Here is a 16,565-nt window from a genome sequence, read left to right as displayed (position 1 = left end):
GCGGTCAGGCCGGGGTGACGGCGCCGCCGATGAGGCGAACCCGCACCGTCGGCTCGTGGATCCGATCGGGCGAGGACACGGTGGCCCGCTGACCGTCAGGGAGGCGCACCCCGATCTCGACGTCGTCGACGGTGTACCCCTGATCCACGACCTCCACGTCCACGCCCGAGTCGTCCAGCACCAACGAGCTCGGCCCCACGCCGAGCACGAAGCCCACCGGCAGCGAGCCGTGCCATCCCAACTCCCGCGCCTGGTGCTCGGTCACGAACGCGCGGTAGCCCAGGAACGCCGCCACCTGTTTGGAGGAGGGCGCGCTGCGCAGCGCCTCGGGGTCGGCCATCTGCAGGAGCCTGCCCTCGTGCAGCACCGCCACCGAATCGGCGATGGTGTAGGCCTCCTGATGGTCGTGGGTCACGTAGACCGCGGTGGTGTGGGTTTCGCGCAGAATCCTGGCCAGATCGTCGGCCAGGCGACGGCGCAGCCCGGTATCCAGCGCAGAGAGCGGCTCGTCGAGGAGTAGGGCGCGCGGCGACGGCGCCAACGAGCGGGCCAGCGCCACCCGCTGGGCCTGGCCCCCGGACAGCTCGGTGGGGCGGCGCTGCTCGTAACCGGGCAACCCCACCAGCTCCAGCATCTCCGCCACCCTCGCGCGCTGTTCCTCGCGTGCCAGCCGCCCCAGCCCGTAGGCGATGTTCCTGCCCACCGTCATGGTGGGGAACAGCTGCGCGTCCTGGAAGACGAGCCCGAAGTTGCGCTGGTGCACCTTGGTGCCGGCGAGATCCTGCCCCTCCCAGGACACCGAACCGGCCACGAGCGGCTCGAGCCCCGCGATGGCGCGCAGGAGGGTCGACTTCCCGGACCCCGACGGCCCCAGGAGGCCGACCACGCTTCCCCGCGGCACCGCCACGGATACGCCGTCGACCGCGACCGTGTCGCCGTAGCGCACGACGGCGTCTCGAACCTCGAGTGCTACCACGTGGCTACCTCCTTCGGCCGCACGCGTTCCGCGAGCGCCATGGTGATTCCCGCCAATACTGCCAGGAGCACCGAGGCGGCCAGGGCGAGGCCGTAGTTCTCGGCGCCCGGGCGGCCGAAGGCCCTGAAGATCAGCACCGGCAGGGTGGGATTGTCGGGACGCGCCAGGAAGGAGGTGGCCCCGAACTCGCCCAGCGACGTGGCGAACGCGAACCCGGTGGCCAGCCCGAGCCCCCGCGCCAGGTGGGGCAGCTCGATCCGTCGCAGCACCTGGAGAGGCGTGGAGCCGAGTGTCGCGGCGGCCTCCAGCTGCCGGGGATCGATGGCGCGCAGGGTGGGCAGCAGCGTCCGCACCACGAGGGGGAGGGCCACCACGGCCTGGGCGATGGGGATCAGCACGATGCTCGAACGCAGGTCCAGCGGCGGCCGGTTCAGCGTGATCAGGTAGCCGAAGCCGACTGTGACCGCGGAGACCCCCAAGGGCAGCAGGAACAGCCCCTCCAGGGCGGCCAGGGCGTGCCGACCGCGGCGGCGGCGCGGGCGCCTGGAGGCCACCAACGCCACGAGCATGCCGAGCGTCAGGGCGATGGCCGTGGCGGTGAGCGCGGTCATGACGGTGGTGCGCAGCGCACCCCACACCCCGGCCCCGGGTCCGCCGGTGTCGCCCAGGAGCGCAAAGTTGCCGAGGCTGAGCTGCCCGCCGACATGCAGGGAGCGCCAGAGCAGGTTGGCCAGCGGGAGGCCCAGCAGCACGACGGCGACGGCCAGCGTGAGGGCGGCCGCCGGCCAGTCTGTGCGCAGCGCGAGCGGGCGGGCCGTCACCACGTCGGGCTGCAGGCGCAGCGCCCGCGTCATGCGGGCCTGCGCCCGGGCGCTGAGCCAGAGTGTCGCGGTGACGATCACGAGCTGCGCCACGGACAGGGCCGCCGCCGCCGGGAGGTCCAGCAGTTGAGTGGTGAGGAACCAGATCTCCGTTTCGATCGTGCGGAACCGGGTCTCGCCCAGCACCATCACGATCCCGTAGGAGGAGGCGCTGAACAGGAACACCAGCGAGGCCGACGACAGCAGCGCGGGCGCCAGGGTGGGGAGGGTCACCGTCACCAGCACCCGCGCCGGGGACGCGCCGAGGGTGGCAGCGGCCTGCGTGAGCCGGGGGTCGACGCGGGCCCAGAAGGTACCGACGGTGCGCACCACCACCGAGTAGTTGAAGAAGACCATCGCGGCGAGGATCGCGGAGGCGGTCCCGCCGAGGCCCAGCCAGCCGAGCAGCCCGTCGGGGCGCAACAGCGACCCGAACGCCACGCCCACCACCACCGTCGGCAACACGAAGGGGATGGTCACCAGCGCGCGGAGCGTGTCTCGGCCGCGGAAGCGGCGACGGTACAGCAGGTGCGCGCCGGGAAGACCGAGCGCGAGGCAGAGCACCGTCGATAGGGACGCCGAGCCGAGCGTGAAGCCCACTGCCCCCCACGTGCGGGGGGAGCCGAAGACCGACGCGAAGCCCTCAAGCGTCCAGGCCGAGCCGTCGTGGAGGCCGCGGGCGACGAGGCTGGCGGCCGGCCACGCGAAGAAGACGGCCAGGAAGGCGGCCGGCACCCCCGCCGCGACCGTCCAGCCCGCCCACCAAAGCCCGCGGCTCAACTGGTGGCGTCGGTCCACGCCCTGATCCACTCGTCGCGGTTGGCTCCGATCTCGGACTGCGGGACGTCGATGGGCTCGTCGGGGAGCACCGCGAACTTCTCCCACTGCTCGGGGAGGGGAGTGCCAGGGACGACGGGGAACATGTAGAGGTTCTCGGGGATCGCGGCCTGCACCTCGGGGGTGAGCAGGAAGTCGATGAACTTTCCGGCCCCCACCGCGTTCTCAGCCCCAGCGATCACGCCCGCGTACTCGACCTGCCGGAAGCAGGTCTCCAGGAGCGCGACGGTGGTGGACTCGTCCCCCGCGACAGTGAAGGCCGGTGAGGTGGCGTAGGACAGCACGAGGGGCCGTGGCCCCTTGCCGTCGGCGCCGGAGAAGTCCGTGTAGTAGGCCTCCGTCCAGCCCGAGGCCACCTTGGCGCCGTTGTCCATCAGCGCCCGCCAATAATCCAGGTAGCCGTCGCCCTTGGCGCCGACCGTGGCGATGAGGAAGGCCAGGCCCGGCGACGACGAGGCCGGGTTCGTGACCGTCAGCAGGTCCTTGTAGGCGGGCTCGGCCAGGTCGTCGAGGGTCACCGGTAGGAGGAGGTCGTTGGCCTCGAACCAGACGGTGTCCGCGTTGATGCAGACGTCGCCGTAGTCGAAGGGGGTGAGGTCCGTGGCGAGGAACTCCTCGGGCAGCGACGCGGATGCCGGGGAGGTGTAGGGGGCGAGGACCCCCGCCTCGGAGGCCCGCGACGCGAACGTGTTGTCCACGCCCACCACCACGTCCCCGAGCGGGGAGTCCTTGGTGAGGATCAGCTGGTTGACCAGGGCGCCAGCGTCGCCCGGGGTGGTGTAGGTGACCTCGTAGCCGGTCTCCTCGGCGAAGCGGGCCTTCAGCTCGTCGGGCAGGGTGAAGGCGTCGTGGGTGAACACGGTCAGTGAGCTGGTCTCGGTGGTGGTGGCCGTCGGCGCTCCGGTGGTGGCGGGCTCGCCGCCTGCGCAGGCGCTGAGCGCCAGGACGGCTGCCCCGGCTGCGAGGGCGCGGCTGGTGCTGATCATGGTGGTTGTCTCCTTTCGGAGGCTCGGCCGGGCCGAGGAGATCTCACTCCCTACGCCGGTGCTAACCGGATCAGGTTTGAGGGTCTGCGGACTTCCCGCACTCTCAGCGCCCCGTGGCGCTCCCCTGTGTTGCCCCCAGCCTATACCGGCGGCAGGGGGCTCCTCCACTGGTCCGCGGCCGTGTGCAGTCAGTTGATCTCGGCGATCCTCGACATCGCGTCGCGGACCTGGCGTGCCCGCAGCTGCCCGATGCCCTCCACCTCGAGCAGCGCGCTCAGCGGGGCGGCGAACAGTTCCTGGATGGTGAAGCGGTCCACGAGCCTGGTCACCAGGGGCGCCGGCAGGCGCCCCACCTTGGTCAACAGGCGGACACCTCGTGTGGCGACCGCCTGCTCCATGTTGGGGTTGGGCCCGAAGCCGAGTCGCTGCGCGACCAGCGCCCCACTGAACAGCTCCTCGGTGGAGAAGTTGTGCAGGCGGGCCAGATCGAACTCGGCGGGATCCTCCAGGTTGTGCGCGTAGTCCTCCGTCAGCAGATCGGCCACGCCGTCGAAGGCGGAGGCGAGCTCGGCGTGCTGCATCGCCACCATCCGGCCCTCGACCCCCAGGACGTCGGCGTGGAACTGCATCTCCGAGGACAGCCGGCGGGTCAGCTCCAGGCGGTGGACCACGTGGGCGAGATCGCGCAGGGTCACCTGCTCCCCGATCTCCAGGGCCGTGAACTGATCCATCAGGTCACCCAGCCGGGCGACCACCCGAGACAACGTGGCCAGCGTCTGGTTCGCCCTGCTGATCACCTGGGAGACGGTTTCGACGACGTGGCGCCGGCCGTCGAGGAAGAGCGACACGGTCGACATCGAGGCCGACACCGTCACCACCGGCACCCCGGCGGCCTGCGCGGTGCGGTCCGCCGAGCGGTGCCGGGTTCCGGTCTCCGCGGTGGGCAGGTCACCCGCCGGCACCAGGTGCACCCCGGCCGCGATGATCCGGGTGAGGTCCGTGGAGAGGATGATGGCGCCGTCGAGCTTGGCCAGCTCCCGCAGCGCCTGCTCGGTGCATTCCACACCGATCTGGAACCCGCCCGAGCACACCTGCGTCACCTTGGAGTTGTTGCCCAGCACGATCAGTGCGCCCGTGCGACCCAGCAGGATGCGGTCCAGTCCGGCGCGCAGTGGAGTGCCGGGCGCGAGGAGCTTCAGGTAGCGGCGAACGGTGGACTTGGCCAACACACCTCCTTGTGGATCAGCCCAGTCTAGGTGCGCGAGGGGCCACCCGCGTCGTCGGAGAGGCGAGCCCTCCGGTCGGTCCGCTTGACCGTGCGGCGGAAGGGCCGATCGTGCCACAGGATGGTGGCCACCATCACGAGGCCACCGACGGCGGCGAGCAGGAAGAAGACCATCCCGAGCGCCGGGTATCCGAGGAGCCGCGGGCCGACGTCGGCGAACATCAGGAGGGCGGCCGCGATCGTGATGGCCGCCAGGATGAGGGCCGTGGACAGCCGGTTGGCCACCTGCTGCAGCACCATCAGGACGCGGTTCTCGTCGAAGGCGTTGACGGTGAACGCCAGCTCCCCCTCCGTCAGGGAATCCAGCAGGCGGTTGGCGCGGCGGGGGAGCCGCTCCAGGAACTCCTTGCCCTCGATGGTGCCGAGCAGGGTCTGCCCGGCGCTGGGCTTCAGGCCGGCGGTGAGGATGGTGGGGAGGTTTGCCTGGATGGCCTCGATGGGGGTGAAGCGCGGGTCCAGGTGCTGCGTGGCCTGGTCCAGGTTGAGCAGTGCCTTGGCCACCAGGGTCATCTCCGCGGGTGGGCGGAGGCCGTGCACGCCGGAGACGCGGGCCAGCTGCATCAGCACGCTGCCCGCCTGGAGGTCTGCTCCCATGGACAGCGTCGCCGATACCAGGTGCGAGACGTCGTCGCGGAAGGCCGCCGCGTCGTACTCGTCGGTGGGGTGACACATGTCGGCCAGGATGGTCGCGGCGCCCTCGCCGTCGCCTTCACCGATGGAGACCAGCAGCTTGACCATGGCGCTCCGGAGCCGCCGTGGAAGCCGCACCACCATGCCGACATCGAGGATCGCCACCCGATGATCCGGCGTGAGGAACAGGTTGCCCGGGTGAGGGTCGGCGTGCAGGATGCCGTCGATCAGCATGGCGCTGAGCATGAAGCGGAACAGGGAGGCGGCCAGCCGGGCGCCGTCGACATCGAGCATCGCCAGCGGGCCGACGTCCGTGATCTTCTTGCCGGGGACGAACTCCATGGTCAGGACGTCGTCGGTGGAGTAATCCGCGATGTAGGCGGGGACCACGAGGTCCGGTTCGTCCTCGACGAGCTCCAGGAAGGTGTCGAGGTTGGCGGCCTCCTTGCGGTAGTCCAACTCGTCGGCCATGGACCGGCGGAACTGAGCGAGCATCTTGGCCGCCCCCAGGCGGGGGCCGATGGCGGTGTTGGCGTCGGCGAAGTCCGCCAGCTCGGCCAGCGAGGCCAGGTCGCTGCGCACGCGTTCCCGGACGCCCGGACGCAGCACCTTGACCACCACGTCGCGGCCGGTGCGGGTGACGGCCCGATGGGCCTGGGCGAGCGAGGCTGAGGCGAGCGGGACGTCGTCGAACTCCGCGAACAGCGTCGAAACGGGGGCGCCCAGGGAGTCCTCGATGCGCTGCCGGATCTCCTCGACGGGGACGGCATCGACGTTGTCCTGCAGCCGGGTGAGCGCCTCGGTGTAGGAGGTGGGCAGCAGGTCCTGGCGGGTGGACAGCAGCTGGCCGAACTTGATGAAGGTTGGTCCGAGCTTCTCCAGCCCCTCGGTGAACTTCACGGCGTCCTCGGCCTGTGTGGCGTCGGGGGACTCGCCGGGTAGCGGAGAAGCGTCGGTGTTGAACGCCTTGAGGTGCCGGATGAGCAGTCCGCCGAGCTGGGTCATCATGGCGAGGTCTGGCATTTTCTCCTGAGAGCGGCGGTCTGGCTCCACGCTACTGCTGACTGGCCCCCCGGTCGGGGTGAACCGGCTACGGAATCCTCCGTCAGCGAACCGTTTTGACCTTCACGCAGCGTCAAGGATTAGCGTCGAGCCATGACCGATGTTCAGACACTTATCCAGACCCTCGCCAGCACCGATGGCACCGCCCGGCGCCACGCCGCCCTCGCCCTGGGTGCCACGCGGGACGCCGCGGCCGCGCCGGCCCTCCTGGATCGGCTGCGGATCGAACGCGACCCCCGCGTCCGCGAGGACCTCACCTGGGCCCTTGTCCAGCACGCCGACGAGGCGGAGGCGGACCTGCTGGCCATGCTGACCAGCCCGGAGGCGGACCAGCGACGCGCCGGTGCGCACGTGCTCAGCAAGATCGGCGACCCTGCCCACTTCGAGAGCCTCCGTCCGCTCGTCGGCGACGAGCACGCCGACGTGGCGATCAAGGCCTACCGCGCTGTGGCCAACACCGGGCGCCACGAGGCGGCCGGTGCGCTGGCCGAGCGTCTGGGCGATGGTGATGCGCTGCAACGCGACGCCCTCACCACCGCGATGCACCGCCTGGGGGAGAAGGCCGTTCCCGCGCTGACGGCCGCCCTCGGTGATCCCGACGCCGAGGTGCGGGCCCACGCCGCGGAGGCGCTCGGCCACCTCGGCGGACCGCATGCCGACCCAGCGGTGGACGCCTTGGAGGCCTCCGCCGACGACGGCGACACCACCGTCGCGCTGCATGCGGTGTCTGCACTGGGGCAGCTCAGCGAGGTGTCCGACGGCGCCCTGGCGCGTATCGCCGACGGCGGTGACGCACTGCTCGCTCAGGTGGCTGGTCGCTTCCTGGCCGCCCGTTCCGAGTCCGCCAAGGCGAAGGCCTGACGGTCCGCCATGAGGCGCCGAGCGAGGAGCCGGGCGCGCTGATCCGGTGAGTCCAACTCACCCGCGACGGCGCGCCCGGCCTCCTGACCGTCGATTTGACCGAGCGCCAGCAGGGCCGCGAAGCGCACCTCCCGGTCCGGGTCCGAGAGGAGGGCCGCCAGCGCCCCGACGCTCGCGGGCGCCCGGATCAGGCCCAGCGTCTCGGCCGCCAGCGCCCTGACCAATGGTGCGGGATCCGACGTGGCTGCCAGAAGCGGCTCCACCGCGCCCGCGAGGCGGGCCAGCGAGGCCGCGACCTCATCCCTGACGGCGGCTCTGGGGTCGGCGAGGGCCCTGGTCAGCGCGTCCACCGCGCCAGGCCCGGCCACCTGTCCCAGGCTGAACGCGGCCTTGGCCGCCACGGTGGCGTCCTCGTCTTCCAGCAGCCCGGCCAGCATCGACACCGCCCCCGGGTCCCGGAGCTTGCCCAGGACGTGCGCCAGGGACAGGCGGGCGTCCCGGTCTCCGGTGGCCAGGGCCTCGCTCAGCTTGGCCGACGAGCCCTGCCCGCGTTGGGTGATCGCCCAGGTGGCGGCCTCACGGACGCCGGGCTCCGGATCGCTGCGCAGGATCTCGACGAGGTCTTCCAGGGGGGCGGCCTCGTGGCTGGACAGCGCCGCTCGGAAGCGGACCGCCGCATCCGGATGCCGTAACCGTTCGCTCAATGCGATGGCATCCAGCACCTCGTCCCAGCCGGCCTCGGCCGCCGTCGTCAGCCCCCTCAGCCTGGCGAGCAGCTCCTGCTCGGCCACGATCCTGCGCTCGAGAGCCTCGATGTGCTGCTGGAGGAGGGTCGCCGCGTCGAAGGCCGGATCGTCCAGGGCGCTGCGCACCTCGGTGAGTGAGAGCCCGAGCGACTTGAGGTGCGCGATGGCCAGGAGCCGCACGAGGTCCTCATGGGAGTACAGCCGGTAGTCACCCGTCGACCGTTGGCTGGGGACCAGCAGGCCGAGCTGGTCGTAGTGGCGCAGCGTCCGGGGCGACAACCCCGTGCGCCGGGCAATCTCCCCGATCCGCAGCGCCTCCACCTCGGCCTCAACCCTGCCCGGAGACGTGAAGGGCCAGCGTCTCGATCGCCTCCGCCAGAGAGCCCACCTCGGTCACCTTCAACCCGCCTAGCCGGGGGACCTTGACCGTCACGTCCCGTGAGCCCCTCGGTACCAGGGCGAGCTCGAAGCCCAGCCTGGCCGCCTCGGCGAGCCGCCGCTCCACGCCCGGCACCCTCCGCAGGTCACCCGCGAGTCCCACCTCGCCCAGCGCGATCAGCCTGCGTGGGTACTGCCAGTCCACGGCGGCCGAGGCGATCGCGATCGCGGCTGCGAGGTCCAGAGAGGGGTCCGTGACCCGCGCCCCGCCGACGGTGGAGACGTAGACGTCGTGCTGGGACAGCGGGAGGCGAACCTTCCGCTCCAGCACCGCCAGCACCATGGCGATCCTCGAGCTGTCCAGGCCGTGGGTGGTGCGCCGCGGGGAGGACTGGTAGGGCGACGGCGCCACCAGCGCCTGGATCTCGGCGAGCAGCGGCCTCCTGCCTTCCATGGTCACCGTGACGCAGGTGCCCGGCGTCGGCTCGTTGTGCTCTGTGGTGAACAGCCCGGACGGGTCCGGTACCTCGACGATGCCCCTCTCGCTCATCTCGAAGCACCCCACCTCGTCCGCGGGGCCGAAGCGGTTCTTCGTGGCCCGCACCATCCGGAACCCCGAATGCCTGTCCCCGTCGAAGGTGAGGACCACGTCCACCAGGTGCTCGAGGGTGCGCGGGCCGGCGATGGCGCCGTCCTTGGTGACGTGTCCCACCAGGATCACGGCCATGTCCTCGCGCTTGGCCACCCTGCCCAGCGCGCCCGTGACCTCCCGCACCTGCGCGGGGCCGCCGGGCGCTCCCTCGGCCTCAGCCGTGGCGATGGTCTGGACCGAGTCCACCACGAGCAGGCTGGGACGGACGCTCTCCACGTGGCCGAGCACCGTGCCCAGATCCGTCTCGGAGGCCAGGTAGAGCTCGTCCGCGACGGATCCCGTGCGCTCGGCCCGCAGCCGCACCTGGGAGGCCGACTCCTCACCCGAGATGTACAGAGTGCGCTGTCCGGACCTTGCCCACTTGGCCGCCACGTCCAGCAGCAGCGTGGACTTGCCGACCCCGGGTTCGCCTGCCAGCAGAATCACCGATCCCGGCACGATGCCGTCGCCGAGCACCCGGTCCAGCTCGGCGATAGTGGTGAGGCGTCTCTGGGCCGTGTCCGTGGGTACCTGCGAAATGGGCACGGCCGCGTCCATGGGAACGGAGGACGACACCTGCTTCAGCTTGGGTGCCCCGCGCTCGGCCACCGTGCCCCAGGCCTGGCATTCACCACACTTGCCGACCCAGCGCACGCTCGTCCATCCGCACTCGGTGCAGTGATAGGTGTCCTGCTTTTTTGCCACGCTGAGAGCTTAGGTGCCCCCTCCGACACATCGGGTCAGATGGTGACGGTGCCCTGGGGAGTTTCGAACGTCACGTTGGAGATTCCGGGCGTGCCGTGCGGGGCCACGAGGTCCAGGCTGATGCCGTCGATCTCGTCGGCCACCGGCATCGCCAGCCACTCCGAGAGGCGATCCGCGGAGCCCGAGATCTGCAGCGACGTCAGGCGCACCTCGCCGCGGAGCGCGGCAGGGCGGAGCGAGTCGTCGCTCTTCCACTCAAGGAAGTACGGCAGCTGCGGGTCCGCGATGAGACCGCGGATCCCGATCTGGACCCACTCCAGACGGCGTCCGTCCGGGAAGTGGCGCAGACCTGGCACGGCGGAGCGGTTGAGGCGCTGCTCGTAGGGCGCGATGTCCGGAACGCTGATCACCCAGCCCATCCATCCGCCGCCCATCTCTGAGCGGGCCCGAACGGCCTGCCCGAAGGCGGCCTTGTCTGCGGCCGGGTGGTCCAGGACCTCGACCACCTCGATGTAGCGGGCGTCAGCCAGCGGGATGATGTGGTTGCGGGTACCGAAACGCGGATGGAAACCGCCGTCCTTGTACTCCGTACCCAGTGCATCGGCGAGCCGCGATGCCTCAGCCTTGAGGCCGTCGGGGCCTGTCGCAAAGATCAGATGGTCGACGTGCATGGGCCCATTCTTGCCCTGACCAGTGCTAAACAACTAATCGGGCTCAGCCGGTCCGGGGCTCCGGCGGGTAGTGTTGCGGTGTGTCCACGTCGAAGGTCCTGCTCTCGACCACCTCCGTCTTTCCGGAGGCTTCTGCCAGCGCGTTCGAGCTGGCCGCGTCGCTCGGCTACGACGGCGTCGAGCTCATGGTCGGCGTCGATGCCCTCTCCACCGATGTCGACGCCGTCGAGAAACTCTCCGCCTACCACGGGGTGCCCGTGCTGTCCGTGCATGCCCCCACCCTCCTGGTCACCCAGAGCACCTGGGGCTCGGACCCGTGGGACAAGCTGAGGCGCTCCGGTGAGGCGGTGCAGCGTCTCGGCGGAGACACCGTCGTGGTCCACCCGCCGTTCCGCTGGCAGCGCGAGTATGGCGCCGAGTTCGTGACCGGCATCAAGCGCCTCAACGCGGAGTCCCCGGTGAAGTTCGCCGTCGAGAACATGTACCCGTGGCGGACGCCCGCCGGCCACTTCCAGGCCTATCTCCCCGGCTGGGACCCAACTGTCTATGACTACGACCACCTGACGCTGGACCTCAGCCACGCGTCCACGTCGCAGCGCCAGTCGCTGGACCTCATGCACGCGTGGGGGGATCGGCTGGCTCACGTGCATCTCACCGACGGTCGAGGCTCCCTCAAGGACGAGCACCTCCTGCCGGGGGAGGGCGATCAGCACGCGTGGACCCTCGTGGAGGAACTCGCGGCACAGGGGTTCCCGGGCCATATCGTGCTGGAGATCTCCAGCCGCCGGGCGCGGTCGCGGCACGAACGGGAGGAGATGTTGGCGGATTCGCTGGCCTCCATCCGGAAGGTGCTGGCGAAGGGCTCTGCCAGGAGGGTCGATGTCGCGTCTTAACAGCGCGGTACGGGGTGTGATCAGGTCTCGGCGGGTGCAGGAGTCCGCCATGGCCTCCGGGGCGGCGCTGGATTTCGCCAGCTCCTACGTGGCGGGTGAGGCCATCGACGACGCGGTGGCCGTGACGCGGCGGCTCCAGGGGCAGGGGCTGCTGGTATCGCTGGCCTACCTTCCCAGCTCCGACGACGAGGCGGAGACCACGGACATGCTCTGCCGGGCCCTGGACGCGCTGGGGGAGGGCGCCGAAGGCGTCGAGATCTCCGTGAAGCCGTCCTCGCTCGGACTCCGCGACAGTCCAGCCAGCGCCCGCGCCCGCCTCGAGGATCTCTGCCGCGTCACCACGGCCAGCGGTGCCGTCGTCACCCTGGAGATGCAGGGCACCGAGGGATACGACGAGACCCTGCGGCTGTGGAGCGCCGCCCGCGCCGGCTGCGACCGGATCGGGCTGACCCTGCCCGCCGACATCCGGCGTTCCGAACGTGACCTGGAGCGGATCGGCGCCGACGGGGCACGGGTGCGGCTCTGCGTCGGGTCCTATCCGGTGCCGAAGGCCGAGGGCTACCGCCATGAGCACGAGAAGTCGTTGGCCCTGGTGAGGTGCGTTCGCCGCGCCATGGAGGACCACGCCTACGCCATGGTGGCGTCCCACGACCCGACGATGATCGCCATCACGCAGGACCTGGCCCGACGCAACGCCGTCGGCCGGGACGGCTTCGAGTTCCAGATGTTCTACGGCGTCCGCCCGCTCGAGCAGCGCCGCCTCACGGACATTGGCTACCGCTCCCGCACCTACGTGCCGTTCGGGCCGGCCTGGTTCGAGTACCTCACCACGCGGATCGCCGCCCGGCCGAGGACGCTGTACAGCTACCTGCGGGCCATCTCGGACAAGCGGTGACGGCGCACTCGGCGCTCGCGGTCGAGCCGTCCACCCGCCGCCTCCTGCGCACCGAGATGGTCATCGTGCTGCTGCTCTCGCTGGGGCAGTCGGCGATCTACGCCCTGCTCTCGATCATCGAGAAGCTCACCAGGCCCATCCCGCTCAACCAGCAGACCACCTCCATCAACAACAGCGCGACTCCGGACAGGCCCTGGCTGGACCTCGCCTACCAGCTCGCGTGGATGACGTTTCCGCTGGTGCCGGTGGCGTTGGCGCTGTACCTGCTCGCCACGCAGCACCGCCCGGAGGAGGGGCCCTGGCGCGTGATGGGCTTCGACCTGCGGCGCCCCGGCTTCGACCTGGCCTGGGGGTTCGGCGTGTTCGCCGTGATCGGGGTCGCGGGGCTGGCGTTCTACGTGTTCGCCGTCGAGATCGGCATCAACACCCAGGTGAGCACGGCCAACCTGGCCGCGAACTGGTGGACCGTTCCCGTGCTTGTGCTCCGGGCTGTGATGAACGGCGTGCTGGAGGAGGTGCTGATGATCGGCTACCTCTTCACCAGGTGGGCCCAGACGGGCGGCCGGATGTGGGTCATCGTCGTGGTCAGCGCCTTCATCCGCGGCGGCTACCACCTCTACCAGGGCTTCGGCGGCTTCGTGGGCAACCTGGTGATGGGCCTGGCCTTCGGATGGCTGTACCTGAAGATCAGGCGCGTGATGCCGCTGGTGATCACGCACTCGCTGCTGGACATCGTCGCCTTCGTCGGCGCCCCCCTGCTGCCCGTACTGCTCGCCTGGATCGGCCGCTGACCCTCTGGCGCTCAGCGGATGGCCGCGCCGACGGCCAGGCCGATCAGGGCGGCCGCGACGCTGAACAGGAGCATCGCGACCCCCAGCGCCACCGCCGCGGGGGCGCGGCCCACGCGCACCACGCGCACCAGCTCGACGCTGGCGGTGGAGAAGGTGGTGAAGCCGCCCAGGAAGCCGATCCCCGCGACGGCGCGCACGGCCTCGGCCCCTCCGGCGGCCCACCCAGTCACGACGCCCAGCAGGAACGAGCCGGTCACGTTGATGATGAGCGTGGCGGTGGGTAGCGAGCGGCTCAGCCTTGCCGTGATGACCCCGTCGAGCATGAAGCGTGCCGCCGCGCCCAGGCCGCCGACCAGGGCCACCCAGAGCGGAATCATGCCCGCCGCCCAGCCGCGACCGCCCGGCGCACGAGCGCCATCGACGCGCTGGCGGCCAGGAACCCGGCGGCGACGCTGGCACCGGCATAGGCCATGGCCAGGGGCAGGTCTCCACCGCGCCCCAGCGCGACCGCCTCCAGGATGAAGGTGCTGTAGGTGGTGTAACCGCCGAGGAGCCCGGTGCCCAGCGCGAGCTGCAGCGCCCTCCTTCGCCCGCTGTCAGCCGTCACCAGGGCAAGCGCCTCGAGGAGGGCGCCGAGGATCAGCGCGCCCGAGACGTTGATGGCGAACGTGGCCCACGGGAACTCGCCGGCGCCCGCCCCGAAGGCGGACTCCAGGGCGGAGCGTAGCGTCGTGCCGGCCGCGCCGCCGAGGGTGACCAGACCGAGGAGGGAGGGCCGCAGGTAGGCGGGCAGCGACGAGGAGGGTGGGGTCACCGCCACTCCAGCGGTGTCTTCCAGTCCACCACCGAAGTGGGCACCGTGAGCACCGGGCGGTGCTGGTGGTGGACGAGGTGCGTGCCGACGGCGGCGTCGAGCAGGCCATGGAAACGCCCGCTCCGCCCGGGACGCCCGGTGCCGACGACGATCACCGCTGCGTCGACCGCCCTGGCGAGATGGGTCAGCGCCCGATCCGCGCGGCCGGCCAGGTACCGGAACTCCCAGCGCACATCGCTGCCGGCCATCGATTCCCCGACCGCGGCCAGCAGCGTCTCCTGGCGCCGCCGCCACTCCTCGTCGTCGGACATGTCCGGGTCCATGTCGCTGTGCTCCACGGTGCCATCGGGGAACTCGCGTTCGACGACCCGGCCGGGGTCCGCATAGGCGCAGTACAGGACACCTCCCTGCGCCCGGGCCAGCTCAGCGGCGGTCAACAGCACCACCGCCGGCTGCTCCGGCGTCACTCCGACGACGACGCAATGGTTGCTGAAGGGCGTGATGCGCGACGGATGTGGTTGGGGAACCTGCTTCATCGTCGACCTCTTCTCTCAGACCCGACGAGGCGAACACTACCCAGTGGACAGGCGGGAATGGCGAGGCACTGGACACGACATGTCGCGCTCAGGCGGTGTCGTCGTAGACTTCCGCCCATGCGTGTTGGAGTCTTCGGCGCGACCGGGCAGGTGGGCGGCGTCATGCGTCGCCTCCTGGCGGAGCGCAATGTCCCGGTTGAGCAGATCCGTTACTTCGCCTCGGCGAGGTCGGCGGGCAGGGCGCTGCCCTGGGGTGCGGGAGAGGTGGTCGTCGAGGACATCGAGACGGCGGACTTCGCCGGCCTGGACGTGGCCCTGTTCTCGGCCGGTGGGTCGACCTCGAAGCTGTGGGCGCCGCGCGTGGCCGAGGCCGGCGCCACCGTCGTGGACAACTCGTCGGCCTGGCGGATGGATCCGCGGGTCCCGCTTGTGGTCTCCGAGGTCAACCCGGAGGACGTCGGGCAGGCGGAGCTCGGCATCATCGCCAACCCCAACTGCACCACGATGGCCGCCATGCCGGTCCTCAAGGCACTCCACGACGCAGCGGGCCTCGAGTCGCTGCAGGTGACCACCTTCCAGGCCGTCTCCGGGTCGGGAGTGAAGGGCGTCGAGGCGCTCGCCTCGCAGCTGGGCCAGATCGAGGACCCCCGCGTCCTCGCCCACGACGGCGCGGCATTCCACCCATCAGATGTGGCCCCCTATGTCGCCCCCATCGCCTACAACGTGGTGCCGCTGGCCGGCAGCCTCGTCGACGACGGCGAGGGTGAGACGGACGAGGAGAAGAAGCTGCGCAACGAGTCCCGGAAGATCCTGCACCTGCCGCAGCTGCGGGTTGCCGGCACCTGCGTGCGCGTCCCCGTCTTCTCTGGCCACTCGCTGTCGGTGCACGCCCGTTTCGCCGCGGACATCACCCCCGAGGAGGCCCGCGCGGCGCTGGTGAAGGCGCCGGGAGTGACGCTCGTGGATGTGCCCACCCCGCTGCAGGCCGCGGGCGCTGACGCCTCGTTCGTCGGCCGGATCCGTCAGGACCAGAGCGTGGAGAGCAGGCGCGGTCTGGTGCTGTTCATCAGCAACGACAACCTGCGCAAGGGCGCTGCCCTCAACGCCATCCAGATCGCTGAGCTGCTGATCCGATGAAGCTGACTCTGATCGGCGCAGGGGCGATGGGCGAGGCGCTGCTCGCGGGATGGCTCGCCGCAGGGCATCGGCCGGCGGACCTCTCCGTCGTCGAGCCCTCCGCGGAGCGGGCCGCCGCGGTCACCGCCGCACACGGGGTCCGGGCGGTCCCGCTGTCCGAGGCCGCCGTCGCCGATGTCGTGGTGCTGGCGGTCAAGCCGCACCAGATCGACGGGGTGCTGGAGGAGCTGTCGAGCCGCATCGAGGTGCGGGGGAACGTGCCACTGGTGGTCTCGATCGCCGCCGGCACGCCGATCGCGCAGCTCGAGGCCGGCCTGCCCGAGGGGGCCGCCGTCGTCCGCGTGATGCCCAACACGCCCGCGCTCGTGGGGCAGGGGATGGCCGGGGTGGTGCCCGGGCACCACGCCTCGGCGGAGCAGGTTGAGGCGGTCTCCGCGCTGATGGACGCGGTTGGACGCAGCATCGTCATTCCGGAGACCCAGATCGACGCGCTCACCGCCGTCTCAGGCTCCGGCCCGGCCTACCTCTTCTACGTGGCGGACGCGATGATCGAGGCGGGGGTCCACCAGGGCCTCACGCGCCAGCAGTCAAGTGAGCTGGTGGTGCAGACCTTCGTCGGATCGGCGGCCCTGCTCGCCACAGGGTCGCGGGCCGTCGAGCTGCGCGAACAGGTCACCTCGCCCGCCGGTACCACCGCCGCCGCGCTCCGAGTGCTGGATGATCGCGGGGTCCGCGCGGCGTTCCTGGCGGCGATGGAGGCCTGCGCCGAGCGCGGCCGCGCCATGGCCCGCTGAGAGGGATTGGTCGATACTCCCCAAGAGCGGTTAAGATTCAGAGTCTGGCCCAACGTGGCCAGGCACATCGAAGGCAC

At 70.9% G+C, this 16,565-nt stretch carries 17 protein-coding genes and 1 riboswitch; of the genes, 6 read left to right on the top strand and 11 right to left on the bottom strand.

Annotated features, from left to right (window positions below):
• Positions 1 to 4: 4 nt before the first annotated feature.
• The 5 genes from H5398_RS04095 to H5398_RS04075 all read right to left on the bottom strand — a co-directional run bounded on the left by H5398_RS04095 (position 5) and on the right by H5398_RS04075 (position 6,597).
• Positions 5 to 976 carry an ABC transporter ATP-binding protein gene (locus tag H5398_RS04095; protein ID WP_182799106.1) on the bottom strand — a complete coding sequence of 324 codons (972 nt, stop codon included), beginning with the start codon at positions 974 to 976 and terminating at the stop codon, positions 5 to 7.
• Complete coding sequence (locus tag H5398_RS04090; protein WP_182799105.1) at positions 970 to 2,634, bottom strand: iron ABC transporter permease; 1,665 nt, start codon at positions 2,632 to 2,634, stop codon at positions 970 to 972. The genes H5398_RS04095 and H5398_RS04090 overlap by 7 nt, the downstream gene beginning before the upstream one ends.
• Complete coding sequence (locus tag H5398_RS04085) at positions 2,613 to 3,659, bottom strand: thiamine ABC transporter substrate binding subunit (RefSeq protein ID WP_182799104.1); 1,047 nt, start codon at positions 3,657 to 3,659, stop codon at positions 2,613 to 2,615. The genes H5398_RS04090 and H5398_RS04085 overlap by 22 nt, the downstream gene beginning before the upstream one ends.
• Before the next feature lie 30 nt (positions 3,660 to 3,689).
• A riboswitch (TPP riboswitch) is annotated at positions 3,690 to 3,795 on the bottom strand.
• A 52-nt stretch (positions 3,796 to 3,847) separates the two neighbouring features.
• The gene (disA, locus tag H5398_RS04080) at positions 3,848 to 4,885 is read right to left on the bottom strand and encodes a DNA integrity scanning diadenylate cyclase DisA (RefSeq protein ID WP_182799103.1); all 1,038 of its coding nucleotides are present in this window, start codon (positions 4,883 to 4,885) and stop codon (positions 3,848 to 3,850) included.
• Positions 4,886 to 4,911: 26 nt separating this feature from the next.
• A complete protein-coding gene (locus H5398_RS04075; protein ID WP_182799102.1) occupies positions 4,912 to 6,597 on the bottom strand; it encodes an AarF/ABC1/UbiB kinase family protein in 1,686 nt (561 codons plus the stop codon).
• 132 nt (positions 6,598 to 6,729) lie between these two features.
• On the opposite strand from H5398_RS04075, the gene H5398_RS04070 reads away from it, so the two are divergent.
• On the top strand, positions 6,730 to 7,497 hold the full coding sequence (locus H5398_RS04070; protein WP_182782163.1) for a HEAT repeat domain-containing protein: 768 nt from the start codon (positions 6,730 to 6,732) through the stop codon (positions 7,495 to 7,497).
• Here the strand turns inward: H5398_RS04070 and H5398_RS04065 are convergent.
• Genes H5398_RS04065 through H5398_RS04055 form a run of 3 tightly spaced genes read right to left on the bottom strand, consistent with a single transcriptional unit; the run spans position 7,440 to position 10,628 of the window.
• Positions 7,440 to 8,564 (bottom strand): HEAT repeat domain-containing protein, encoded by a 1,125-nt coding sequence (locus H5398_RS04065; protein ID WP_182782164.1) that lies wholly within the window; start codon positions 8,562 to 8,564, stop codon positions 7,440 to 7,442. The genes H5398_RS04070 and H5398_RS04065 overlap by 58 nt on opposite strands.
• Before the next feature lie 7 nt (positions 8,565 to 8,571).
• Entirely contained in the window at positions 8,572 to 9,957 is a 1,386-nt protein-coding gene (gene radA / locus H5398_RS04060; RefSeq protein ID WP_182782165.1) for a DNA repair protein RadA, read from the bottom strand.
• Positions 9,958 to 9,992: 35 nt separating this feature from the next.
• Positions 9,993 to 10,628: a VOC family protein gene (locus H5398_RS04055; protein ID WP_182782166.1), complete on the bottom strand. Its 636-nt coding sequence runs from the start codon at positions 10,626 to 10,628 to the stop codon at positions 9,993 to 9,995.
• An 80-nt stretch (positions 10,629 to 10,708) separates the two neighbouring features.
• Here H5398_RS04055 and H5398_RS04050 point away from each other — a divergent pair, with 80 nt between their 5' ends.
• The 3 genes from H5398_RS04050 to H5398_RS04040 are packed head-to-tail and all read left to right on the top strand — an operon-like array spanning position 10,709 to position 13,207.
• Positions 10,709 to 11,521 (top strand): sugar phosphate isomerase/epimerase, encoded by an 813-nt coding sequence (locus tag H5398_RS04050; RefSeq protein ID WP_182799101.1) that lies wholly within the window; start codon positions 10,709 to 10,711, stop codon positions 11,519 to 11,521.
• The gene (locus H5398_RS04045) at positions 11,508 to 12,416 is read left to right on the top strand and encodes a proline dehydrogenase family protein (protein ID WP_182799100.1); all 909 of its coding nucleotides are present in this window, start codon (positions 11,508 to 11,510) and stop codon (positions 12,414 to 12,416) included. The genes H5398_RS04050 and H5398_RS04045 overlap by 14 nt, the downstream gene beginning before the upstream one ends.
• Entirely contained in the window at positions 12,413 to 13,207 is a 795-nt protein-coding gene (locus H5398_RS04040) for a CPBP family intramembrane glutamic endopeptidase (RefSeq protein WP_370586045.1), read from the top strand. The genes H5398_RS04045 and H5398_RS04040 overlap by 4 nt, the downstream gene beginning before the upstream one ends.
• Before the next feature lie 11 nt (positions 13,208 to 13,218).
• Here the strand turns inward: H5398_RS04040 and H5398_RS04035 are convergent, their stop codons facing one another.
• From H5398_RS04035 to H5398_RS04025, 3 genes are read right to left on the bottom strand one after another with little or no spacing between them, the layout of a single operon-like run.
• Positions 13,219 to 13,584 (bottom strand): CrcB family protein, encoded by a 366-nt coding sequence (locus H5398_RS04035; RefSeq protein ID WP_182782169.1) that lies wholly within the window; start codon positions 13,582 to 13,584, stop codon positions 13,219 to 13,221.
• The gene (locus H5398_RS04030; protein ID WP_220489120.1) at positions 13,581 to 14,021 is read right to left on the bottom strand and encodes a CrcB family protein; all 441 of its coding nucleotides are present in this window, start codon (positions 14,019 to 14,021) and stop codon (positions 13,581 to 13,583) included. The genes H5398_RS04035 and H5398_RS04030 overlap by 4 nt, the downstream gene beginning before the upstream one ends.
• Entirely contained in the window at positions 14,018 to 14,557 is a 540-nt protein-coding gene (locus tag H5398_RS04025) for a universal stress protein (RefSeq protein ID WP_182782171.1), read from the bottom strand. Before H5398_RS04025 ends, H5398_RS04030 begins: the two co-directional genes overlap by 4 nt.
• Positions 14,558 to 14,674: 117 nt before the next feature.
• On the opposite strand from H5398_RS04025, the gene H5398_RS04020 reads away from it, so the two are divergent.
• The gene (locus tag H5398_RS04020) at positions 14,675 to 15,694 is read left to right on the top strand and encodes an aspartate-semialdehyde dehydrogenase (RefSeq protein ID WP_182782172.1); all 1,020 of its coding nucleotides are present in this window, start codon (positions 14,675 to 14,677) and stop codon (positions 15,692 to 15,694) included.
• Entirely contained in the window at positions 15,691 to 16,488 is a 798-nt protein-coding gene (gene proC / locus H5398_RS04015; RefSeq protein ID WP_182782173.1) for a pyrroline-5-carboxylate reductase, read from the top strand. The genes H5398_RS04020 and proC overlap by 4 nt, the downstream gene beginning before the upstream one ends.
• The last annotated feature ends 77 nt before the right edge of the window (positions 16,489 to 16,565 follow it).

It is taken from the genome of Tessaracoccus sp. MC1679, assembly GCF_014164775.1.
Classification (GTDB): Bacteria; Actinomycetota; Actinomycetes; order Propionibacteriales; family Propionibacteriaceae; genus Arachnia.
This window is presented reverse-complemented; position numbering and strand designations above follow the sequence as displayed.